Annotated in this window: 19 protein-coding genes; 8 read left to right on the top strand and 11 right to left on the bottom strand. The window is 71.6% G+C overall.

Features of this window, described 5'->3' with window-relative positions; all coding sequences use genetic code 11:
* The first annotated feature begins 2 nt into the window (after positions 1-2).
* Positions 3-1,229: a glycosyltransferase gene (locus tag MICNX66_RS15510; RefSeq protein ID WP_187664244.1), complete on the top strand. Its 1,227-nt coding sequence runs from the start codon at positions 3-5 to the stop codon at positions 1,227-1,229.
* A gap of 4 nt (positions 1,230-1,233) precedes the next feature.
* Here the strand turns inward: MICNX66_RS15510 and MICNX66_RS15505 are convergent, their stop codons facing one another.
* Together MICNX66_RS15505 and MICNX66_RS15500 are read right to left on the bottom strand one after the other, a co-directional pair.
* Positions 1,234-1,830 carry a hypothetical protein gene (locus MICNX66_RS15505; protein ID WP_187662617.1) on the bottom strand — a complete coding sequence of 199 codons (597 nt, stop codon included), beginning with the start codon at positions 1,828-1,830 and terminating at the stop codon, positions 1,234-1,236.
* A 37-nt stretch (positions 1,831-1,867) separates the two neighbouring features.
* Positions 1,868-2,029, bottom strand: coding sequence for a hypothetical protein (locus tag MICNX66_RS15500; RefSeq protein WP_187662616.1), 162 nt, complete (start codon positions 2,027-2,029; stop codon positions 1,868-1,870).
* Between the two features lie 86 nt (positions 2,030-2,115).
* Between MICNX66_RS15500 and MICNX66_RS15495 the strand changes: the two genes are divergently transcribed.
* Complete coding sequence (locus MICNX66_RS15495) at positions 2,116-3,084, top strand: GlxA family transcriptional regulator (RefSeq protein WP_187662615.1); 969 nt, start codon at positions 2,116-2,118, stop codon at positions 3,082-3,084.
* Between the two features lie 818 nt (positions 3,085-3,902).
* Here the strand turns inward: MICNX66_RS15495 and MICNX66_RS15490 are convergent.
* Entirely contained in the window at positions 3,903-4,601 is a 699-nt protein-coding gene (locus MICNX66_RS15490) for an NRDE family protein (RefSeq protein WP_187662614.1), read from the bottom strand.
* 93 nt (positions 4,602-4,694) lie between these two features.
* On the opposite strand from MICNX66_RS15490, the gene coaBC reads away from it, so the two are divergent.
* Positions 4,695-5,894: a bifunctional phosphopantothenoylcysteine decarboxylase/phosphopantothenate--cysteine ligase CoaBC gene (coaBC, locus tag MICNX66_RS15485; RefSeq protein ID WP_187662613.1), complete on the top strand. Its 1,200-nt coding sequence runs from the start codon at positions 4,695-4,697 to the stop codon at positions 5,892-5,894.
* Positions 5,895-5,979: 85 nt separating this feature from the next.
* A complete protein-coding gene (locus MICNX66_RS15480; RefSeq protein WP_187662612.1) occupies positions 5,980-8,190 on the top strand; it encodes an ATP-dependent Clp protease ATP-binding subunit in 2,211 nt (736 codons plus the stop codon).
* A gap of 68 nt (positions 8,191-8,258) precedes the next feature.
* On the opposite strand, the gene MICNX66_RS15475 is transcribed toward MICNX66_RS15480, so the two are convergent.
* A complete protein-coding gene (locus MICNX66_RS15475) occupies positions 8,259-8,846 on the bottom strand; it encodes a nitroreductase family protein (protein WP_187662611.1) in 588 nt (195 codons plus the stop codon).
* Positions 8,847-8,945: 99 nt separating this feature from the next.
* Positions 8,946-9,854, bottom strand: a complete 909-nt coding sequence (locus MICNX66_RS15470) for a LysR family transcriptional regulator (protein WP_187662610.1) — start codon at positions 9,852-9,854, stop codon at positions 8,946-8,948.
* A gap of 139 nt (positions 9,855-9,993) precedes the next feature.
* On the opposite strand from MICNX66_RS15470, the gene MICNX66_RS15465 reads away from it, so the two are divergent.
* Positions 9,994-13,488, top strand: coding sequence for a bifunctional proline dehydrogenase/L-glutamate gamma-semialdehyde dehydrogenase (locus tag MICNX66_RS15465; protein ID WP_187662609.1), 3,495 nt, complete (start codon positions 9,994-9,996; stop codon positions 13,486-13,488).
* A gap of 85 nt (positions 13,489-13,573) precedes the next feature.
* On the opposite strand, the gene MICNX66_RS15460 is transcribed toward MICNX66_RS15465, so the two are convergent.
* The 5 genes from MICNX66_RS15460 to MICNX66_RS15440 form a co-directional block, all read right to left on the bottom strand.
* On the bottom strand, positions 13,574-14,656 hold the full coding sequence (locus tag MICNX66_RS15460) for an ABC transporter permease (RefSeq protein ID WP_187662608.1): 1,083 nt from the start codon (positions 14,654-14,656) through the stop codon (positions 13,574-13,576).
* Complete coding sequence (locus tag MICNX66_RS15455; protein WP_187664243.1) at positions 14,653-15,537, bottom strand: ABC transporter ATP-binding protein; 885 nt, start codon at positions 15,535-15,537, stop codon at positions 14,653-14,655. Before MICNX66_RS15455 ends, MICNX66_RS15460 begins: the two co-directional genes overlap by 4 nt.
* 106 nt (positions 15,538-15,643) lie before the next feature.
* A complete protein-coding gene (locus tag MICNX66_RS15450) occupies positions 15,644-16,822 on the bottom strand; it encodes a benzoate/H(+) symporter BenE family transporter (protein WP_187662607.1) in 1,179 nt (392 codons plus the stop codon).
* 35 nt (positions 16,823-16,857) lie between these two features.
* A complete protein-coding gene (locus MICNX66_RS15445) occupies positions 16,858-17,547 on the bottom strand; it encodes a response regulator (protein WP_187662606.1) in 690 nt (229 codons plus the stop codon).
* Positions 17,544-18,797 (bottom strand): sensor histidine kinase, encoded by a 1,254-nt coding sequence (locus MICNX66_RS15440; RefSeq protein WP_187662605.1) that lies wholly within the window; start codon positions 18,795-18,797, stop codon positions 17,544-17,546. The genes MICNX66_RS15445 and MICNX66_RS15440 overlap by 4 nt, the downstream gene beginning before the upstream one ends.
* Before the next feature lie 79 nt (positions 18,798-18,876).
* On the opposite strand from MICNX66_RS15440, the gene MICNX66_RS15435 reads away from it, so the two are divergent.
* The 3 genes from MICNX66_RS15435 to MICNX66_RS15425 all read left to right on the top strand — a co-directional run bounded on the left by MICNX66_RS15435 (position 18,877) and on the right by MICNX66_RS15425 (position 20,962).
* Complete coding sequence (locus tag MICNX66_RS15435) at positions 18,877-20,106, top strand: MFS transporter (protein WP_232089116.1); 1,230 nt, start codon at positions 18,877-18,879, stop codon at positions 20,104-20,106.
* A complete protein-coding gene (locus MICNX66_RS15430; protein WP_187662604.1) occupies positions 20,103-20,648 on the top strand; it encodes a hypothetical protein in 546 nt (181 codons plus the stop codon). Before MICNX66_RS15435 ends, MICNX66_RS15430 begins: the two co-directional genes overlap by 4 nt.
* An 83-nt stretch (positions 20,649-20,731) precedes the next feature.
* Positions 20,732-20,962, top strand: a complete 231-nt coding sequence (locus MICNX66_RS15425; RefSeq protein ID WP_187662603.1) for a hypothetical protein — start codon at positions 20,732-20,734, stop codon at positions 20,960-20,962.
* A gap of 134 nt (positions 20,963-21,096) precedes the next feature.
* Here MICNX66_RS15425 and MICNX66_RS15420 read toward each other — a convergent pair whose 3' ends face one another.
* On the bottom strand, positions 21,097-21,954 hold the full coding sequence (locus MICNX66_RS15420; protein WP_187662602.1) for a Cof-type HAD-IIB family hydrolase: 858 nt from the start codon (positions 21,952-21,954) through the stop codon (positions 21,097-21,099).
* Positions 21,955-21,993 lie beyond the last annotated feature (39 nt).

Genomic DNA, 21,993 nt, shown 5'->3' with positions numbered 1-21,993 from the left:
GGATGCACGTCGTCTTCTTCGCCGATCAGCACCTCGACTCCCTCGGCGGGGCGCAGGTGTCGATGCGGCTGCAGCGGACGTTCCTGGAGCGCGCCGGCCATACCGTGACGGTCGTCGCGCCCCGTATGCACGCACGGCGTGACGACGCTGCACCGTCCCCCGGGAACGTCGACCTCCCGTCGCTGCCGATCACCCTGGACCGGGAGTACGCGATGACCTGGCCGGGTCGGGCGACCGATCGGGCCCTTGACCGGGCGATGGCGCATCGGCCTCCGGTCGACCTCGTGCACGTGCAGGCCGACTTCTGGGGCGCCTTCATCGGTCACCGGTTCGCCGCCCGCCATGGAATCCCGGTCGTGCACACGATGCACAACCGGGTCGACGTGGGGCTCGCCGCGGTCACGCCGCTGCACCGGCCCGTGCTCGCTGTGCTCAACCTCTGGCGCCGCACCGCCCTCCGAGGCATCGGTGTGCCGGTCGGCGGCAGCGACGGGTGGTCGTACCTCCGCGGGCTCGCGGCGGACGCCGCCGCCGTGACGGCGCCTTCCGGGCATTTCGCGCGGCGACTGGAGCGGAACGGCGTCGCCCGCACCGTCGACGTGGTGTGGAACGGCATCGACGACGACGTCCGCGCGCAGACGCTCGCGGCGGCTCCCGTCGAGCGGATGCCGGGGCGTCCTCGGTTCGTCTGGCTCGGGCGGATGAGTCCGGAGAAGCGCCTGCTCCCGTTCCTCCGCGCCTGGGTGGACGCGGACATCGACGCCGACCTCGAGGTGATCGGCGGCGGCGGAGAGCGGGGGGCGGCCGAACGGATCGTCGCGGGGCGTGCGGGCGTGCGGTTCGCCGGTCGCCTCTCCTATGCGCAGACCCTGGAGCGGATCGCCGCCGCCGATGCGCTCGTGCAGACGTCCATCGGATTCGAGACCCAGGGGATGACGCCGTTCGAGGCGGCCACCCTCGGCACGCCCTCCGTCGTGTGCGACCCCGACATCGCCGCTGAGCTGCAGGGCGGGCTCTGGGCTGTGCCGACGGCGGAGCCGCACGCCCGCGGACGCGCCCTCGAGGCGCAACGGATCGAGGCCCTCGCCGCGACGCTGCGGCAGGCAGCCGCGGACATCGCGCACGGGACCGCGCCGCAGCCGGTACCGGCCGTCGCGGAGGCCTTCCGCCAGTCCTCGCGGACGGCCGCCATGATCGAGGTCTACGAGCGCGTGCTCACCCGAGCCTGAGCGCTCACAGGAAGCCGTAGAAGTTCGACGAGAGCCAGCTCAGCACGACCGTCAGCAGGCCGGCGCCGGAGACACCGATGGCGATCCCCGCGAGCAGCCGCGGTCCCGGCCGCCGTGCCGCGATGAGGCCGAGCACGAGCGCCGCCCCGTAGCCGATGAAGGTGAGGATGCCCGATCCCCCCTCGATCAGTCCGATCATGCTGTAGGTCCGGTCCGACATGTAGACGAACGGCCGCGCGAGGATGAGGAACACGTCGATCGCCAGCGTCACCAGCGCGACGATGAAGGCGGCGCGCCCGAGGGAGTCGCCGGGAGTGCGCGGCACCGGCGGACCGTAGGGCGGGACGCCCTGCGCCGATCCGGGGGCGGATCCCGGCGCGGTCGGGTACGGCTGAGGGGTGGCGGTGGGGAAGGCCTGAGGGGCAGCGGCGGTGGGGAACACGTGCCCGCCACCCGGTGTCGGCGCGTAGGGGGCCCCGGGGGCGGGGGCCTGGGCACCGGGGTACTGCGGCTCGGCCGGAAGCGGAGGAGGGGTCGGGACTGCGGCCGGGTCGCCGGCACCGTCGCGCGAGGGGTGTGCGGGCTGCTGGGGGTCGCTCATGCCCCGAGCGTAGCCCTCCTCGCGGACGGCCGGGAGGTCAGCGGTAGACGTGGCCGGGGTCGGCCTGCGACAGGGCGTCCTGTCCGGTGACGCGGCTCCAGTCCGTGGGGGTGCGACGGTAGCCGTCGCGCCGCAGTTCGACGAACGTGGCGATGACCGCCCAGATGCTGAGGGCGAGGAGGAGGATGAGGAGTAGCATGGCAGAAAAGCTACGCTCGGTGTCATGCTGCCACGAGTGGCGGATCGGGCACTGTTCGTAGGAAAACTGCCATTCCGGGAGATGTGATGAAGACCGTCGCGTGCGTGGTGCAGGACGGCTTCGCGCCGTTCGAGTTCGGGGTCGCCTGCGAGGCGTTCGGTCTCGACCGGTCGTCCGACGGAGTGCCGAACTTCGACTTCCGCATCGTCGCCCCACGGCCCGGGGTCGTGCGCTCCAAGATCGGCTTCTCCATCAACGTGGAGCATGATCTGTCCTTCGCCGCGGAGGCCGACCTCGTCGTGTTCTGCCCGGTGCCCCGGGAGACATGGGGCGACATCGATCCGCTCCTCGTCGAGGTCGCCCGCGAAGCGGTGGCGCGCGGAGCCTGGGTGATGAGCGTGTGCAGCGGCTCGTTCATCCTCGCGGCGGCCGGAGTGCTGGACGGGCGGCGCGCCACGACGCACTGGATGTACGCGCACACGATGGCGGACATGTACCCCGACATCGACATCGATCCTGACGTGCTCTTCGTCCAGGACGGCCGCATCATCACCAGCGCGGGCACTGCCGCGGGCATCGACGCCTGCCTGCACCTGCTGCGACAGGAGCTCGGGGCGGAGATCACCAACCGGATCGCGCGTCGGATGGTCGTGCCGCCGCAGCGCGACGGGGGTCAGGCGCAGTTCATCGATCGGCCCATCCCGGTCGCACCCACGGACTCGCTCGCCGCGGTGGCCGACTGGGCGGTGGAGAACCTCCGTGACGAGTTGACGGTCGACCAGCTCGCGGCGCGGGCGCTCATGTCGCCGCGGACCTTCGCGCGCCGCTTCAAAGCCGAGTACGGGGCGACCCCCGCCGCGTGGCTCGGGCGGCAGCGGATCATCCAGGCCCAGCGTCTCCTCGAGCGCACCGACCTTCCGCTCGAGCACATCGCGACCGACTGCGGCTTCGGTTCCGCGGCCGTCCTGCGGCAGAACTTCGCCCGCGTGCTGGGCGTGACCCCCACCGCCTACCGCGCCCGCTTCTCCTGCGCCACCGCCGTCCCTGCCGCCTGACCGCCTCCCCCTCCCGCTGCGCCCGCGCCGGACCCGTCCCGCGGGCCCGCACCGGCCCCGCCAACGTGCGGGATCGATAGCGCCCGCTAGCGGACCGTGTCCGGGACCTTTTCCGTCCCCACATCCGTCCCCGCGTCCGTCCCCGGTGCCTGCGGGATCAAGAACGCGCGGGCGTGGACCGTGCCCGGGGCCCTTTCCGTCCCGCTACCAGCCGCGTCCGTCCCGCGTCCGTTCTCCGCTGCCGTCCGGGATCAAGGACGCGCGGGCGTGGACCGTCCCCGGGGCCTTTTCCGTCCCGCCACCAGCCGCGTCCGTCCCGCGTCCGTTCTCCGCTGCCGTTCGGGATCAAGAACGCGCGGGCGTGGACCGTCCCCGGGGCCGTTTCCGTCCCGCCACCAGCCGCGTCCGTTCTCCGCTGCCGTTCGGGATCAAGAACGCGCTGGAGTGAGCCGCGTCCGGAGCGGTTTCCGTTCCGCTTCCGCGTCTGTCGAGCGGGATCAAGACTGCGCGCGCGGGGGTGGCATCCGGAGCTCTTTCCGTCCCGCTCCGTTGCGCCCCACTCCGGCCCGAGCCGCCCGGGGCGGGCGTCGTGCACTCCGCAGTGGATCTCGTCGGTGCGGCCGACGGGCTGGCCGCATCGACGCGGGATCAGAATGGCTCCGCGGAATGGCAGATCGGGTGCGTTTTCGAACCTGCGCGAGAAGTGACGGGGCTGGCGGGATCAGAAAGGGGCCGCGGGCGGAGGGTGGAGGTGCGTTTTTGATCCCGGGCGGGGATCGCGGCGCGAGGGTGGGACGGGATCGGGAAGCGAGGAGGGGTCAGTGCCAGTGGGCGGGGGAGGGGAGGGGGACGTCGCGGACGTCGACCCCGGTGGGCGTGACCGTGGCGACCGCGTAGAGGAGGGACTGCGTCGGGTAGCCGTGCGGGCGGTTGTCGCGGATGATGGCGCGGTCGTCTTCCGGGGGCAGGGCGGCGGAGGCTCCGAGGAGCGCGGTCCACTCGGTCGCCCAGTCGGCGCTCGCCGCGGCGGGTCCCAGCGCGCGGAACTCCGGGAGCCAGGCGGCGATGCGCGGGGTCTCCTCGTCGTCGAGGTCGTCGTGGGCGATCATGTGCGTCCCGGGCTCGATGGGTGTGTCCCGCAGCTCGGCACCGTCCCAGGAGAGCACCCGGGCGCCGTCCGGCCCGACCTCGAGCAGATTGAAGCCGTGCATCCGCGGCGCGCCCTGCGGGGAGCGGCCGGTGACCGCGGCGAGCGGAAGGGTGCCGCGGGAGACGGCCGCGCCCGCCGAGAGGTCCTGCACGTCGGCGCGGTTGAGGAGCACGGCGAGGCGTCGTTCCACGGGGTTCACGGCGAGCCAGGCCCCACCGGCCCGCCGGTCACGGATGCCGATCACCCCCGGATACTCCTCGGGCCACCACTCGCCCAGGGCGTCCCACTCCCGAGCCGGGTCCTCGTCGCGGACGGCCAGCAGCCGCGCGGATCCCGCGGCCTCGACATCGATCACCACCGTGCACACGCTTCCGAGTCTAGGTCGGTCGAGGCGGGCGGGACCCGCGACGAATCCGTGCGCGATGACCCTAGCGTCCGGACCCTGGGGCAGAATCGAGGCGTGAACATCGTCGTCGGAGTCACGGGCGGCATCGCCGCGTACAAGACGGTGCACCTCGTGCGCCTGCTCACGAAGGCCGGTCATGATGTGACCGTGGTGCCCACCGAGGACGCGCTGCGCTTCGTGGGCCTGCCGACCTGGGAGGCCCTGAGTCGGCACCCGGTGACGACGAGCGTGCATGAGGACGTCGCCCGTGTGCGGCACGTCGCCCTGGGCCAGGGAGCGGACCTCATCGTGATCGCCCCGGCGACGGCGAACTCGCTCGCGAAGATGGCCGCGGGGCTGGCCGACGACCTCCTCGGCACGACGCTGCTCGCGACCGAGGCGCCCGTGCTCGTCGCGCCCGCGATGCACGCGGAGATGTGGCGGAACGCGGCCACGCAGGCGAACATGGCGACGCTCCGGGAACGCGGCGTGCACGTGGTCGGACCGGCCGACGGCGAGCTGGCCGGCGGTGACAGCGGACCCGGTCGCATGGTCGAGCCGGAGGAGATCCTGGCGGCGGCCCAGGCGCTGCTGACACCGGGCGACCTGGCAGGCGTGCGGGTCGTCGTCTCGGCAGGCGGGACGCGGGAGCCCATCGATCCGGTGCGCTTCCTCGGCAACCGGAGCAGCGGGCGCCAGGGGGTCGCGCTCGCGGCGGAGGCGGCGGCGCGCGGCGCGGAGGTGGCGCTCGTCGCGGCGAACGTCTCCGGGGACGTGCTCGCGGAGGCCCGCCACCCGCACGTCCGGATCGTCCGGGTCGGCACGGCCGCGGAGCTGTCCGCGGCGATGAAGGAGGAGTCCGCGGCGGCCGACGTCGTGCTGATGGCGGCGGCCGTGGCCGACTATCGACCGGTCGAGGTCTCCGCGCGCAAGCTCACCAAGGACCGCGGCGGGGTCGGCACCATCGAGCTCGTCGAGAACGAGGACATCGTCGCCGCGCTCGTCGAGAAGCGAGGCGCGGGACAGCTCATCGTCGCGTTCGCGGCGGAGACGCCCGAGGATGAGGCGGAGATGCTCGCCCGCGCCCGCGGCAAGCAGGAGCGCAAGGGGGTCGACCTGCTGGTGGTGAACGAGGTCGGCTGGGAGCAGGGGTTCGAGCGCGGCGAGAACGCCGTGCACATACTCGGGCCCGGCGGGGTCGTGGCGCGGACCGCGGCGGGGAGCAAGCGCGAGGTGGCGGCGGCCGTCTGGGACGAGGTCGCCCGCGAGAGGTGAGGGGCGGTGGAGTCGCGCACCGCCGAATGCTAAACTTGAGTCAACCAAACTCAACTTTCAGAAGGAGCATCTCCAGGAGGAGCGCATGACCACCCCGCAGACCGGATCCCCGAACCAGGAACAGCAGTCCGCCCTCGAGCAGTTCGGCATCAACCTGACCGACCGCGCCCGCGAGGGCAAGCTCGACCCCGTCATCGGACGGGACAGTGAGATCCGGCGTGTCAGCCAGGTGCTCACTCGTCGCACCAAGAACAACCCGGTGCTGATCGGCGAGCCCGGCGTCGGCAAGACGGCGGTGGTCGAAGGGCTCGCGCAGCGCATCGTCGCGGGCGACGTCGCGGAGTCCCTCAAGGACAAGGAGCTCGTCTCGCTCGACATCTCCGCTCTCGTCGCGGGCGCCATGTACCGCGGCCAGTTCGAGGAGCGCCTGAAGCAGGTCCTCAAGGAGATCACCGAGTCGGACGGCCAGGTCATCACGTTCATCGACGAGCTGCACGTGCTCATGGGTGCGGGCGGCGGCGAGGGCTCGGTCGCGGCGTCGAACATGCTCAAGCCGATGCTGGCCCGCGGCGAGCTGCGGCTCATCGGCGCCACCACGCTCAACGAGTACCGCGAGTTCATCGAGAAGGACGCCGCCCTCGAGCGCCGCTTCCAGCAGGTGTACGTCGGCGAACCGACCGTCGAGGACACGATCGCGATCCTCCGCGGGCTTAAGGGCCGCTACGAGGCGCACCACGGGGTGACCATCTCCGACAGCGCCCTCGTGGCCGCGGCGTCGCTGTCCAACCGCTACCTGCCCGCGCGGCAGCTGCCGGACAAGGCCATCGACCTGATCGACGAGTCGATGTCGCGACTGAAGATGGAGATCGACTCCTCTCCGGTCGAGATCGACCAACTCAAGCGCCAGGTCGACCGGCTGAAGCTGGAGGAGCTCGCGCTCAAGCGGGAGAAGGACGCCGCGTCCAAGGAGCGCCTCGGCACCCTGCGCGAGAACCTCGTCGAACTCGAGAAGGAGCTCGCCGGACTCGAAGCCCGGTGGGCGCGGGAACGGCAGGGTCTCAACCGCGTCGGTGAGCTGAAGAAGCAGCTCGACGACGCGATCACCCAGCGCGACCTCGCCATGCGCAACGCCGACTACACGAAGGCGTCGAAGCTGGAGTACGAGACGATCAAGCGCCTGGAGCGTGACATCGCGGAGGCGGAGCAGGCCGAGGCCACCGCCTCGAGCGAGCCGCGTATGGTGAATGAGCAGGTCACCGAGGAGGACATCGCGGCCGTGATCGCGGCCTGGACGGGCATCCCGGTCGGGCGGCTGCTGCAGGGGGAGAGCGAGAAGCTGCTGCACCTGGAGAACGAGCTCGGCAAGCGCCTCATCGGCCAGAAGGATGCCGTCAAGGCGGTGTCCGACGCCGTGCGCCGCTCGCGCGCGGGCATCAGCGATCCCGGTCGTCCCACGGGCTCGTTCCTCTTCCTCGGACCGACCGGTGTCGGCAAGACCGAGCTGGCCAAGGCGCTCGCGCAGTTCCTCTTCGACGACGAGCACGCCATGGTGCGCATCGACATGTCGGAGTACGGCGAGAAGCACTCGGTCTCCCGGCTCGTCGGCGCCCCTCCCGGGTATGTCGGCTACGAGCAGGGCGGTCAGCTCACCGAGGCCGTGCGGCGTCGTCCCTACAGCGTGATCCTGCTCGACGAGGTCGAGAAGGCGCACCCCGAGGTGTTCGACGTGCTGCTGCAGGTGCTCGACGACGGGCGGCTGACCGACGGGCAGGGGCGCACGGTCGACTTCTCGAACGTGATCCTCATCCTGACCTCCAACCTGGGCTCGCCGATCCTCATCGACCCCGTGCTCTCCGTGGAGGAGAAGCGGGAGCAGGTGATGGCGCTCGTGCGCCAGGCGTTCCGGCCCGAGTTCCTGAACCGTCTCGATGACATCGTGATGTTCCAGGCGCTCACCGAGGACGACCTCGCGCAGATCGTGGAGCTGTCGGTCGACCAGCTGCACGACCGGCTGCGCGACCGTCGCCTCACGCTGGCGGTCACTCCTGGGGCGCGGTCGTGGCTGGCCGAGCGCGGTTACGACCCGGTGTTCGGCGCCCGCCCGCTGCGTCGCCTCATCCAGACCGAGGTGCAGAACAAGCTCGCGACCGCCCTCCTCTCGGGTGGCGTGCACGACGGTGACACCGTCCGGGTGGACGTGGCGGCCGACGGCACGGGCCTCGTGCTCACGGCCACGACCCCCGAGCCGGAGGTCGAGGACGACGACGTGATCGAGGCGGAGCTGCTCGACGACTGATCAGGATCGGCACACAGCGAGAAGGCCCGGTATGCGCGACGCATACCGGGCCTTTCGTGTGTCGATGCTCAGGCGCTGAGAACGACCGTCTCCGCGATCGGACGACGCACGCGCGGGGCGACCTCGCGCTCCTGCAGCACCTCCGGCAGGGCCTCGATGTCGCCGAACTCGCCGACGGCGATGACGGTGGCGGGGGTGAAGCGCGCCTCCAGGTCGGCGAACTCGCGGACGACCTCGGGGTCGAAGCCGCTCATCTGGTGCACGACGAGGCCGTCGTGGTGGGCCTGCACGGAGAAGTGCGCCACGGCCTGGCCGAGGTCGTAGAACGCGTGGCTGATCGGCGTGCCGTCGGCGGTCGCGGTCTCGGCGATCGCGACGACGAGCACGGCCGCGTTGCCGGCCCAGGCCTGGTTGAAGCCCATGAGCGCGTCGACGATCTGGGCGTGCAGGGCGGTGCCGCGGCGGGCGACGATGAAGCGCCACGGCTGGATGTTGTTGGCGGAGGGGCTCCACCGGGCGGCCTCGAGGGCGGTGGCGAGCTTGGCCTCGTCGATCGGATGCTGCGCGTCGTACGCGCGGGGGCTCCAGCGGCCGGCGAGGACGTCGAGGACGGGGTGCTCGGTCGGGGCGGTGCGGTCGATGACGGGAGTGCTCACGGAAGTGCCTTTCGGACGGAGGGGATCGGACACCGTCGTCCGCGTACACGGGGGATGAACCGATGCATGTGCATGCATATTCCCGGAGGTCGGTTCGCGTCAGTCCAGGAGGTTGCGGGAGGCGGCGTCGGCGAGCGCGGCGCGGACGGCGCGGATCGAGGGGGCGTCCGCGGACACCCGCCGAGCGGAGGAGAAGATCTCCCGGCGCGGTTCCTGCGGGAGCGGGGCGAGGTCGACCGTCGGGGTGTCGCCCGCCCACACGAGCTCGGGGAGGAGCCCCACCGCGAGCCCGGCGTGGATGAGCCGGACGTGCGCGGTGAGGTCGGCGAGCTCGAAACGCACGTCCGGCTCGAACCCGGCGGTGCGACAGAGCTGCTCGGCCCACGCGCGGGACGCCGTGCCGGCAGGCTCGAGCACCCACGGCTCCGCGCGGGTGGCCCACAGGGCGGCGACGGGGTCGGCGGCTCCCGCAGCTCCGGGGCGCCGGGCGAGGGCGATGGCGTCGTGGGCGAGCACGACACGGTCGAGGTCGGCGTGGATGGGGCGTGTGCGCCCCGGATACTGCTCCGCGAGGATGAGGTCGTACTCGCGGCTGGAGACGCCCACCAGGCCGGATTCCGGGTCGCGCTCGGTCACCTCGACGCGCAGGGCGGGGTGGCGCTCGCCGAGGGCCGCGAGGGCGCGGGGCAGCAGGGAGTGCGCGGTGGACTGGAACACCGCGAGGCGCACGGTGCCGGTCACCTCGGTGAGCGACTCGGCGACGGCGACCTGGGCGTGCTCGAGCTGATCGAGGATGCCGATGGCCTCGGCGACCAGCACGTTCCCCTGCGGCGTGAACTGCACCCCGCGACCGACCCGACGCAGCAGTGGCACTCCGACATCGCGCTCCAATGCGGCGAGCTGCTGGGACACGGAGGCCTTGCTGTAGGACAGCGCGTCGGCCACCGCGGAGAGCGTGCCGCGGCGCGACAGTTCCACGAGCAGACGCAGGCGGTGGGCGTCCAGCACGACGGCTCCCAATCGTTCGGGATGAGTGAACAGAATCCACTCGAATCGGTTGATAGACGGAGCCTACCGAGCGGCTGGACAATGATCCAGCCGCACACGACACCCGGGTGTGCGAGGCCGAGGAAGGTACCCCCGCCCCATGACCGTCATCGACGACACCACCCCCCGCACCGAAGAGGTCGCCGCGCTCGTGCAGCGCTGGCTCGCCGAGAGCGAGACCCACCCGGTCGAGCCGGCCGCCCAGCGCCTCTCCGAGGTGCTCAAGGACCCGAACGGACTGGACTTCACCGTCGGCTTCGTCGACGGCGTCATGCGTCCGGAGGACCTGCGGGTCGCCGGCCGCAAGCTCGCGGAGCTGTCGGACATCACGCCCACGCTGCTGCCCGGCTACCTCCGGGCCGCCATCAAGGCCGGCGGGTTCTGGGCGCCGAAGCTCCCGAACGTCGTCGTCCCGATCTCGCGGCGCGTGCTGCGGGCCATGGTCGGCCACCTCGTGCTCGACGCGACGCCGTCCAAGCTCGGCCCGGCCATCGCCAAGCTCCGCAAGACCGGCAACCGGCTCAACCTCAACCTTCTCGGCGAGGCCGTGCTCGGCGAGCGCGAGGCCGGCCGCCGACTGCAGGGCACGTACGACTTCCTCGCCCGCCCGGACGTCGACTACGTCTCGATCAAGGTCTCGAGCGTCGTCAGCCAGCTCTCCATGTGGTCGTTCGACGAGGCCGTCGCCGACGTCGTCGAGAAGCTCACCCCGCTGTACCGGCTCGCGGCGAAGGCCGAGGCGAAGGGGGCCCGCACCGGGACGCAGAAGTTCATCAACCTCGACATGGAGGAGTACCGCGACCTCGACCTGACGATCGCGGCCTTCACGAGCATCCTCGACCAGCCGGGCCTGGAGGACCTCGAGGCGGGCATCGTGCTGCAGGCGTACCTCCCGGACGCGCTCGGCGCCATGCAGCGGCTCCAGGAGTGGGCGGCTGCGCGCCGCGCCAAGGGCGGAGCGCCGATCAAGGTGCGCGTCGTCAAGGGCGCGAACCTCGCGATGGAGGAGGTCGACGCGAAGGTGCACGGCTGGCCGCTCGCGACCTACGGCACCAAGCAGGACTCCGACACGAACTACAAGCGCGTGCTCGACTGGGCGATGACGCCCGAGCGGCTCGACGCCGTGCGTATCGGCGTCGCCGGTCACAACCTCTTCGACATCGCGTACACGTGGTTGCTGGCGAAGGCCCGTGGTGTGACCGGCCCTTCGACAGGCTCAGGGACCCAGGGGCAGAAGGGCGCCCTCGTGGAGTACGAGATGCTGCTCGGCATGGCGACCGGGCAGGCCGAGGCCGTCCGCAAGGACGTCGGCCGTCTCCTGCTCTACACGCCGGTCGTGAACCCGGCGGAGTTCGACGTCGCCATCGCCTACCTCGTGCGGCGCCTCGAGGAGAACGCGAGCCCCGAGAACTTCATGTCGGCCGTGTTCGAGCTGGCCTCGAACCCGACCCTGCTCACCCGCGAGCGGGAGCGCTTCGAGCGCTCGCTCGCCGCGCTCGTCGCCGACCCGTCGGTGCCGGGCCCGAACCGCACGCAGGACCGCACGGCTCCGCGCCCCGCCGCCACGACGGACGGCTTCGCGAACGAGCCCGACACCGATCCCGCGCTCGCCGCGAACCGCGCGTGGGGCCGGGAGATCCTGCAGCGCTCGGTCTCCTCGACGCTCGGCCGGGACGCGATCGCCGCGGCCCGCATCGAGACCGACGCCGAGCTGGACGCCGTGTTCGCGGCCGCCACGTCCGCCGCCGAGAAATGGGCAGCGCTTCCCGCCGCCGAGCGCGCCGCCGTCCTGCACCGCGCGGGCGACGAGCTCGCCGCCCGCCGCGGCGAGCTGCTGGAGATCATGGCGCACGAAGCCGGCAAGACCATCGCCGAGGCCGACCCCGAGGTCAGCGAGGCGATCGACTTCGCGCACTACTACGCCGAGCGCGCGAAGGATCTCGAGGCCATCCCCGGCGCCGAGTTCGTGCCGTCGAAGGTGACCGTGGTCACGCCGCCGTGGAACTTCCCCGTGGCGATCCCTGCCGGCGGTGTGCTGGCCGGCCTCGCCTCCGGATCCGGCGTGATCATCAAGCCCGCGAAGCTCACCCAGCGGTGCGGCGCCGTGATGGTCGAGGCGCTGTGGGCCGCGGGCGTCCCGCGCGATCTGCTCGCCCTCGTCGACCTCGCCTCCCGCGACCTCGGCACCCGTCTGGTGGCGAGCCCCCAGGTCGACCGGGTCATCCTCACCGGGGCCTACGAGACTGCACAGCTGTTCCGCTCCTTCCGGGCCGACCTGCCGCTGCTCGCCGAGACCAGCGGCAAGAACGCGATCATCGTGACGCCGTCGGCCGACCTCGACCTCGCCGCCGCCGACGTCGCCCGCAGCGCGTTCGGCCACGCCGGTCAGAAGTGCTCCGCGGCGTCCCTGGCGATCCTCGTCGGGTCGGTGGCGGACTCGAAGCGCTTCGAGCGGCAGCTCGTGGACGCGGTCACCTCGATGCGCGTCGGGCTTCCCGACGACCCCGCCACGCAGATGGGGCCGATCATCGAGCCCGCGAACGGCAAGCTCCTCACCGCGCTCACCACTCTCGACAAGGGCGAGCGCTGGCTGGTGGAGCCCCGGAAGCTCGATGACGAGGGGAAGCAGTGGACACCGGGGGTGAAGACCGGCGTGCGCGAGGGCTCGTACTTCCACCTCACCGAGTTCTTCGGACCCGTGCTCGGCATCATGCACGCGAAGGACCTCGACGAGGCCATCCGGCTGCAGAACGCCGTCGACTACGGCCTCACCGCGGGGCTGCACTCGCTGGACTCCGCCGAGGTCGCGACCTGGCTGGACCGCGTCGAGGCCGGCAACCTGTATGTGAACCGAGGGATCACCGGCGCCATCGTGCAGCGTCAGCCCTTCGGCGGCTGGAAGCGCTCGGCCGTGGGTGCCGGGGCCAAGGCCGGCGGTCCGAACTACCTCTTCGGTCTGGGCGAGTGGCGTGCGGGCGAGCTGCCCGCCGCGGCTCCGGGGGCGGCGGTGACCCCCGCGGTGACGGGGCTGCTGGAGGCCGCCGCACCCGAGCTCGACCCCGCGGGCATCGAGTGGCTGCATCGTGCCGCGGCCGCCGACGAGCGCGCGTGGATCGACGAGTTCGGCGCCGTGAGCGACAAGTCCGGACTCGGCGTCGAGCGCAACGTGTTCCGGTACCGTCCGGTGGCCGTCGACGTGCGCATCGCCGAGGACGCGCCGCTCGCCGAGGGGGTCCGGGTGCTCGCCGCTGCCCTGCGCAGCGGCAGCCCGTTCACCGTGTCGGCCGCGTCGCTGCCGTCCCGGGTGGAGAAGGCGCTCAAGGCGCAGGGCGTGACCGTGAAGACCGAGTCGGACGCCGCGTGGACCAAGCGCTACGCGAAGGGGGCCCGGTCGTGGCAGCGGGTGCGGCTCGTGGGCGGCGACGCCGGCGCGCTGCACACGGCCCTCGACGGCAGCCCCGACGTCGCGGTCTGGTCGCACGCCGTGACCGGAGCGGGCCGGGTGGAGATGCTCCCGTTCCTGCACGAACAGGCCGTGTCGATCACCAACCACCGCTTCGGCAACCCGACCACGCTCTCCGAGGGCATCCTCTGACGCCGAGACCCCGGCTACACGTCGAGACCCCCTGCTGCACGCGCGTGCAGCAGGGGGTCTCGACGCGAAAGCGGGGTCTCGGGAGTCAGCCGCGCAGAGCCTCGGCGAGCTTCACCCGCGAGCCCATCCGGAGCAGGGAGTTCTCGTAGATCTTCGCGCCGACGACGATCGCCGCGACGCAGCTCGCCAGGAGGATCGCGAGGCTCAGCAGCGGCTCCCACCACTGCGCCTCACCGACGAAGAGACGCATCGGCATGCCGACCGGAGCCGAGAACGGCACGTACGACATGATCGTCAGCACCAACGGGTTGTCGTTGAACACGATCACCAGCACGTACGGCGCCATGATGAGCATCGTGATGGGGGTCGTCGTCGAGCCGATGTCCTCCTGGCGGGAGACCATGGAGGCGGCCGCCGCGAACATCGCCGCGAGCAGGATGAACCCGAAGAGGAAGAACACCGCGAACCAGATGATGGGCGCGCCGAGGGTGGTCAGAACCTCGCGTTGACCAGTCACGATGAGGCCGATGGTGGCGACGGCCGCGAGGGCGAGGATCTGCCCCATCGCGAGCACCGTGTTGCCGATGACCTTGCCGGCGAGCAGGGTGCGCGCGGGGATCGCCGACAGCAGCACCTCGACCACCCTGGTCTGCTTCTCCTCGACCACGCTCTGCGCGATGGTGCCGCCGAACGTGGCCGCGGCCATCATGAAGACGAGCCCGAACGCGATCGCGATGAAGTAGCGCAGCAGCGGGTTGGTGGTCACCGGCTCGAGGATGACGACCTCGGGCGAGAGCGACAGCCCGGACACGAGCGACCCGGGGGCATCCTCCAGGGCGACGATCGTGTAGCCCGCGGCGTTGTCGCCCGCGAGCACCGCCGCATCGACGTCGCCCTCGCGGACCAGCTCCTCGGCCTCGGCGCGGGAGGCGACCTCGGTCACCTCGACGTCGGGCAGGGCGGACACGGCGCCCGCGGTCTCCGAGGTCACGGCCACCGGCATGGCGTCGTTGTTCTGGCTCGCGAAGCCGCCGAACAGCACGCCGGCGAGGGCGATGAGCAGCAGGATGCCGGTCGAGATCAGGAACGCCTTGCTGCGGAGCTTGGAGCCGATCTCCCGCTCGGCGACCAGCCAGATCCCGTTCCGTGCGGGGGTCGAGGCGTTCACTGGATGACCTCCTTGAAGATCTGCGCGAGGGAGGGGTGCTTGGGTGCGAAGCTCGCGACGTCGCCGCGCGCGACCGCCGACTGCAGCACACGCTGCGCGGTGTCGGGGCCGTCCGCGTCGAAGAGCGCGTAGCCGCCCTCGAAGTCGACGACCGTGACCCCGGGCTCGGTGCGCAGCCACCCGGCGTCCCCCGCGGAGACCAGCTCGTACCGGTCGCGGGCGTGCTCGGCGCGGAGCCCGTCCCGGGATCCGGCGGCCCGGATCGTGCCGCCGGCGAGGATGACGAGGTCGTCGCAGAGACGCTCGACCACGTCGAGCTGGTGCGAGGAGAAGAGGATCGAGGCGCCGCGGGCCGCGCTGGCCTGCAGGACCCCGGCGACGACGTCAACCGCGAGGGGGTCAAGGCCGGAGAAGGGCTCGTCGAGGATCAGCACCTCGGGGTCGTGCACGAGCGACGCGGCGATCTGCGCGCGCTGCTGGTTGCCGAGCGACAGCGACTCGATCGTGTCGTCGAGGCGCTCGCCGAGCCCGAGCTCCGTGAGCAGCGCGGTCGCCCGCTCCGTCGCCTCCGGCTTGCTGAATCCGTGCAGGCGCGCGAGGTAGACGATCTGCTCCAGGACCTTCATCTTCGGATACAGGCCGCGCTCCTCGGGCATGTAGCCGAAGCGGCGGCGGTCGCTGGTGGTGAGGGGCGCCCCATCGAGGTCGACCCGTCCGCCGTCCGACGACAGCAGGCCGAGGATGATGCGCATGGTCGTGGTCTTGCCGGCGCCGTTGCCGCCGACGAAGCCGGTGAGGCGGCCCGGCGCGACCGTGAACGACACGTCGTCCAGCACCCGGCGGCTGCCGTAGCTCTTGGTGATGCCGGAGAGTTCCAGCAGTCCGGTTGTCATGTCGTGGTGCTCCGTCCGAAGGTGATCCGCATGATCTTCACGCTATTGAGCACGGGCGGGGCGGGGCATCCCCCACAGGGGGGACTGCGACGGATCAGCCGCGGGGCGGACGGCCGGCGTGCAGCACCGTGCGCACGAGCAGGCCGGCGACCAACGCCCAGAACGCCGCGCTCACCCCGAGCACCGCGATGCCGGAGGCGGCGACGAGAAACGTGACGACCGCGGGGAGCCGCTCACCGGGGTCGTCGATCGCCTGCTGGACGGCCGCGCCGAAGGCGCCGAACAGTGCCAGCCCCGCGACCGCCGGGATCACCGCCGTCGGGGCGAGCACGACGAGCGTGGCGAAGGCGGCGGAGAACGCGCCCAGCACGAGGTAGGACGCTCCGGTCGAGACACCGGCGAGCCAGCGCCGGGCGGGGTCGGGGTCGGCGTCGGGGGACGCGGCGAGGGCCGCGCTGATGGCGGCGAGGTTGATCGCATGACCGCCCGCCGGAGCGCCGAGCGCCGTGCCGAGACCGGTCACGAGCATCGCCGGACGCCACGGGACCTCGTAGCCGAAGCTGCGCATGATCGCGATACCCGGCACGTTCTGCGACGCCATGGTCACGATGAACAGCGGCAGCGCGATGCCGACCAGGGCCCCGACCGTGAAGGCCGGCATCGTCAGCTCGAACCGCGGCAGGAGGACGGCCGGGTCGACGGGGGTCCCGGCGGAGACCAGCGACACAGCGACGACCGCGGCCGCGGCGGCGAAGGCCAGCGGCACAGCCCACCGGGGAGCCAGACGGGCGAAGACCAGCCAGGTCAGCACGACCGGGAGCACACCCCACGGGTTCGCGACGATCCCGGTGATCGGCGCGAGGCAGAGCGGCAGCAGCACCCCTGCCAGCATGGCCGGCGCGATCGACGGCGGGATCCGCGCGATCAGGGCGCCAAGCGCGGGCCAGAGCGCCGTGAGGAGGATGAGGGACGCCGTCACGAGGAAGGCTCCGACGGCGGCGGGCCAGCCGCCCTCGACGCTGCCGGTCGCCACGAGCAGGGCAGCACCGGGGGTGGACCACGCGGCCGTGATCGGCATCCGGTAGCGCCAGGCCAGCACGATGCAGGCGAGCCCCATCGCGAGGCTCACGGCGAGGAGTCCGCTGGCCGCCTGCGCCGCCGACGCGCCCACGGCGTCGAGCCCCGTGAGCACCACCGCGAAGGAGCTCGTGAACCCGACCAGCGCCGTGACGATCCCGGCGACGATCGGACGTGAGGCGGGGGCGGCGGGCATGGCTCCGAGAGTATCGCGGGGCGGTCCGCCTCCGGTCAGGCCAGCCCCATCCGATGCGCGAGCACGACGGCCTGCACGCGGTCCCTGGCGCCGAGCTTCTGGAGGATGCGGGAGACATGGGTCTTCACGGTGGCCTCGCCGATGAACAGCGCACGTGCGATCTCGGCGTTGCTGCGGGCGTCGGCGAGCAGGGTCAGCACCTCGGCCTCCCGCTCGGTCAGCGGCTCCGCGAGCACGGCCGTCGCGGGCGCTTTCGCCACCGCGCGGGCGGGAGCGGCGCCGGCTTCCGGGGTCGCTCCGGCGAAGCGGGTGAGGACGCGGCGGGTCACCTCGGGTGCCAGCATACCGTCCCCGGCCGCGAGAGCGCGCACCGCGGAGATGAGATCCTCGGCGCCCGCGTTCTTGAGGAGGAATCCGCTCGCGCCGGCTTCGAGCGCCTGATAGAGATAGTCGTCGCGGTCGAACGTCGTCACGATCGCGATCGCGGCGCCCACCGACGGGTCGGCGACGAGGCGGCGCGTCGCCTCGATCCCGTCCATGTCGGGCATCTGCACGTCCATCGTGATGACGTCAGGGCGCAGCACGGCGGCCTGCGCGACGGCCTCGGCTCCCGTCGAGGCCTCGCCCACGACGGCGATGTCGGGCTGGGTGTCGAGGATCGTGCGGAATCCCGCGCGGAGGAGGGCGTGGTCGTCGACGAGGAGCACCCGGATCGGCGCGGTCATCGTGCGCCCTCCGGCACGGCCGTGCCGAGCGGCACCCGCGCCCGGACCCGCAGACCCCCGGCGACGCGCGGAGTGACCTCGACGGTGCCGCCGGAGGCCGCCGCGCGCTCGCGCATCCCGAGCTGCCCGAGACCGGGTCGCAGCTGGGCGATGGCGCGGCCGGTGTTCACGACCTCGACCTCCACGCCGTCGTCGTCGTAGCGCACGCGCACGTCCGCGGTCGCCCCCGGTCCGGCGTGCCGACGGGCGTTGGTCAGCGATTCCTGTGCGATCCGGTACAGGTTCACGGCGACGAGCGAGGGAACGGGCACCGGATCGCCGATCACGGTGTACGCGGTGGGGAGACCCGCCTCGGTCGATGCCTGCGCGAGCGCCGCGATGTCGTCGAGGGAGACGGTCGACGCCGACTCGGTCGTATCGCCGCCGGGAGTGCGCAGCGTCTCCAGCAGCTGGCGCAGCTCCTGGATCGCGTCCCGCGCGGAGGACTCGATCCCGGAGAGGATGCGCGCCGACTGGGCGGGATCGCTCTCGAGCACGAGGCGCGCGGCGCCCGCCTGCACGCCCATCACCGACACGTGGTGGGCGACGACGTCGTGCAGCTCCCTGGCGATCCGCACCCGATCGAGGGCCACTGCCTGCGCGGCCGTGACCTCGCGCTCGCGCTCCAGTTCGCGGGTGCGCTCTTCCAGCACGGTGCGCTGCTCGGCTGCCGCCCAGGAGCGCTCGCCGAAGTAATAGGCACCGCCGAAGTACAGGGCGTTGAGGAGGATCTGGATGAGCATGAACGCCACGTAGGGCGACATGGCCCCGGCGACGACGTCCGCCTTGTCCGCCTCGCTGATGGCGTCGCGGTACATGGTGATGAGGAGCCACACGAACATGCCGACGATGATGGCGACGCGGACGACGAGGGCCTTCCGGCGATCGTTCATCCAGGCGCCGACCGTGTAGAGCCCGATGAACATCGCGATATTGCCGACGTAGATCTCCGGTACCCGGATCGTCACAGCCGTGAAGTAGGCCAGCGACACCACGACGGCCACGGTGCCGGGCCAGCGCCGGCGGAACCCGAGCGGCGCCGCCACGACGACGGCGTAGACGAGCGCGGTCCACAGCGGAGCCTGCTCGTCGCCGTAGACCTGGGCGATGGAGGAGAGCGCCGCGCTGAGGATCGCACCGACGAAGAGGACGAGCGCGAGGAGGAGGTCGCCGCGCTGGTCGCGCAGGGTCGGCGTCCGGGTGAAGGCCATCCCTCCACCGTAGGGCGGGGGCTGTCGCGCGGCATCCCCCGTGCGACGGACGCGGGCGGTACGTCTGCCAGGATCAGGTGTGACCTCCTCGACGCGCCCGCGCCTGGCACCGCTCTACCTCGCCGGCTTCACCACCGCGTTCGGCGCGCACGGCATCGCCGCGGCCCTCGGCGCCGAGACCGAGGACATCGGCTGGACGCTGCTGGCGTTCGGTTTCACGCTCGCGCTGTACGACCTCGCCGAGGTGTTGCTGAAACCGCTCTTCGGCGCCCTCAGCGACCGGGTCGGCGTGCGGCCGGTGATCGTCGGCGGGCTGCTGGCCTTCGCCGCGTTCTCGATGGTCGGAGCTCTGGCCCCCGGCATGTTCGGTCTCGTGATCGCGCGCTTCGGCCAGGGAGCCGCGGCCTCCGCGTTCTCGCCGGCCTCGTCCGCTGCGGTGGCGCGGTTGACGGACGAGGCGTCGCGTGGCCGGTACTTCGGGCGCTACGGCTCCTGGAAGAGTCTCGGCTACGCCCTCGGCCCGCTGCTCGGCGCGGTGCTCGTGGTGGCCGGAGGGATCCCTGCCCTGTTCTGGGCCCTCGCCGTGCTCGGACTCGCGGCAGCCGGATGGGTGCTCCTCGCCGTCCCCGCCGTGCCGGTGCTGCCCCGGAAGCGGGTGACCCTCGTCGACCTCGGCCGGGAGCTCCTCGCCCCGGGGTTCCTCGTCCCGACCCTCGTGCTGGCGGCCACGACCGGTGCGCTCGCCGTGGCCGTGGGATTCCTCCCGCTGCTCGGGCGACAGGCCGGGCTCGGCACGGTGGGCAGCATGGCGATCGTCGCGGTGCTGGCGATCGTGTCGGGCATCGTGCAGCCGTTCGTCGGCGCGGCGCACGACCGCGGCCGGCTCTCCGTCCGTCTCGGCGCGGTCGGCGGGCTGCTCCTGATCGGCCTCGGCATCGGGCTCACCGCGCTGTGGGTGACGCCGATCGTGCTGTGCGTCACGGGCGTGCTGGTCGGCGCCGGGGTGGGCCTGGCGACGCCGGTGGCGTTCTCGCACTTGGCGGCATCGACGCCCGCGGAACGCATGGGACGCACGATGGGCAGTGCGGAACTGGGCCGGGAGCTGGGCGACGCGGGTGGCCCGTTGGTCGCCGGGGCCGTGGCGACGGCGACGGTGCCGGCGGTCGGAATCGGCGTCATCGCGGTGCTCACGGCGGGAGCCGGCGCCCTGGCGCTCCTCGGTCTCCGACCGCCGCGCGTCGACGCGCGGCCGGACCAGAACCGGGCGAACGGACACGACGGCGAAGGTCGGAACTATGAAGCGACATGAAGAGCGCCGAGTGCAATACGATCCAGTACTCAGTACTACAACTTCATTCTGAAGCACTGTGGAGAGATCGCGTGCAAGTGAATAAAACCGTGCTGTGGGGAGTAGTGGGGGCGGGGGTGGCCATCTTCCTCGTGGTGATATGCGCGGTCTTGGTCATTCCTGCTGTCACGAAGACACCGGGGCCCGGCGATCAGTTCGAGTTCCCGATCAGCTGGCAGCGATCGAAGGACCCAGACGTCCCGGATGCCGCCAACACAACCATCGAGCTCTACGCGGACGGAACTGCCCAACTGTCGGGAATCTCATTGGGGCACATCGAAACGTCTGCTGACGCCCGGCTTTGTGTCGCTGACGCCAGCGAGGGAGATGCTGGCGATGCGCGTTGGGAGGTGGACGACGACGGTGTACTTCACGTTCGTAGCGTCGACGGAGAAGCGGTCTTCCTGCCTGGGGCAGGACGGTTCTCGGGCTCCGACTGGTCCGAGCTTCGCGAACCGTTCTGTGATGAGACCTTCGTTGGCTTCAGTCCATCGCGGAATTGAAGCGGAGGACGCTGCCACACGGCGTGTGCGGGCTAGCAGTTCTCCGATGGCACCACCTATGAGCTTCGCTTCCGGGACTGCACGTGTCTGCTGAGTCAGTGATCGGACCGATACTGATCGTGATCGGGCTTGCCCTGGTGCTCTTCCGCAGGTCTGTTTCCCAGATCTTCCATCACGGCGTGGAGAGGATGTACGGGGAGCCGTTAGCTGATGACGCGATGCCGCCCGGGAGGACGCCGATGAGGATGCTCATCGTCGGGATACTCTTCATCGGCTTCGGCATCTTCACTCTCGTCGGCGCACTTCTGCGGTAGCGGTGGCACAACGCTGACGTGGTGGTTCTCGAACCTTGGAGGGGACGGTGAACGTGCAGACGGTGGCGAACGCGACGGGTACGACCACCCGCATGCTCCGCCCGCAATATCGATGTGTCGGGTGAATCGATTTGTCAGGTATTCGCCCGAGAGGCGATAGCCCGATAGCCGAGCAGGCGCTCGATCACGCGGGCCACGCCGTCCTCGTCGTTGGTCGCGGTGGTCTCGTCCGCGGCCTCCTGCACGACGGGTTCCGCGTGCGCCATCGCCACGCCGTGACCGGCCCAGCGGAGCATCTCGACATCGTTGAGGGCGTCTCCGAACGCCACGACGTCGGAGCGATCGATGCCGAGGTGGGTGCAGAGGCGCGCGAGTCCCGTGGCCTTCGTGACGCCCTGCGCCATGACCTCGACGAACGGGGCGCCGGACAGCGTGGCCTCGAAGCCGGTGAGCCCGAGGGACCGCAGGGTCTCGAAGAGTGCGGCGGGCGCGAGCTCGGGGTGCCGGATCACGAGTTTGAGCGTCGGCGCGGCCAGCACCTCGTCCAGCGGGACGCCGCCCATCGTCGCGGGGTCGCGCTTGTGGTCGGACAGCTGCGCGATCGTCGCGTAGCCGTGCTGCGCGACGAACGTCTCGCCGCCCTCCCGTACGCTCGCGAAGAGCAGGCCGGGAACGCTGGCGCGCAGCGCGTCGGCGACGGTGCGGAGGGTCGCGGGCGGCAGCTCCTCGGCGAACAGCATGCGGCCCTCGGTGAGATGCGTCGCGTACGCGCCGTTGCCGCACAGCGCCCACCCGTCGAATCCGGCGTCGGCGGCGATCACGCGAAGGCCGATGGGCTGGCGGGCGGTGACCGGCACCACCGCGACACCGGCGTCCCGCGCGGCATCGAGCGCCGCACGGGTGCGCGGCGACACGGTGGACGAGCTATCGAGCAGGGTGCCGTCGAGGTCGGTCGCGATCAGCCGCACGGAATGGGTCCCTGAGTCTGCCATGCGATGGGTCCCTGAGCCTGTCGAAGGGCCTGAGCCTGT

Origin of the sequence: Microbacterium sp. Nx66, from assembly GCF_904066215.1 — a bacterium.
Classification (GTDB): domain Bacteria; phylum Actinomycetota; class Actinomycetes; order Actinomycetales; family Microbacteriaceae; genus Microbacterium; species Microbacterium meiriae.
The sequence above is the reverse complement of the archived record's forward strand: the minus strand, read 5'-3'. Positions and strand labels throughout refer to the sequence as shown.

Bases quoted from the DNA above. Each gene is read 5' to 3' on its own strand.
- MICNX66_RS15510 (WP_187664244.1), top strand. From the start codon at position 3: ATGCACGTCGTCTTCTTCGCCGATCAGCACCTCGACTCCCTCGGCGGG.
- MICNX66_RS15505 (WP_187662617.1), bottom strand. From the start codon at position 1,830: ATGAGCGACCCCCAGCAGCCCGCACACCCCTCGCGCGACGGTGCCGGC.
- MICNX66_RS15500 (WP_187662616.1), bottom strand. From the start codon at position 2,029: ATGCTACTCCTCATCCTCCTCCTCGCCCTCAGCATCTGGGCGGTCATC.
- MICNX66_RS15495 (WP_187662615.1), top strand. From the start codon at position 2,116: ATGAAGACCGTCGCGTGCGTGGTGCAGGACGGCTTCGCGCCGTTCGAG.
- MICNX66_RS15480 (WP_187662612.1), top strand. From the start codon at position 5,980: ATGACCACCCCGCAGACCGGATCCCCGAACCAGGAACAGCAGTCCGCC.
- MICNX66_RS15465 (WP_187662609.1), top strand. From the start codon at position 9,994: ATGACCGTCATCGACGACACCACCCCCCGCACCGAAGAGGTCGCCGCG.
- MICNX66_RS15450 (WP_187662607.1), bottom strand. From the start codon at position 16,822: ATGCCCGCCGCCCCCGCCTCACGTCCGATCGTCGCCGGGATCGTCACG.
- MICNX66_RS15445 (WP_187662606.1), bottom strand. From the start codon at position 17,547: ATGACCGCGCCGATCCGGGTGCTCCTCGTCGACGACCACGCCCTCCTC.
- MICNX66_RS15440 (WP_187662605.1), bottom strand. From the start codon at position 18,797: ATGGCCTTCACCCGGACGCCGACCCTGCGCGACCAGCGCGGCGACCTC.
- MICNX66_RS15430 (WP_187662604.1), top strand. From the start codon at position 20,103: ATGAAGAGCGCCGAGTGCAATACGATCCAGTACTCAGTACTACAACTT.
- MICNX66_RS15420 (WP_187662602.1), bottom strand. From the start codon at position 21,954: ATGGCAGACTCAGGGACCCATTCCGTGCGGCTGATCGCGACCGACCTC.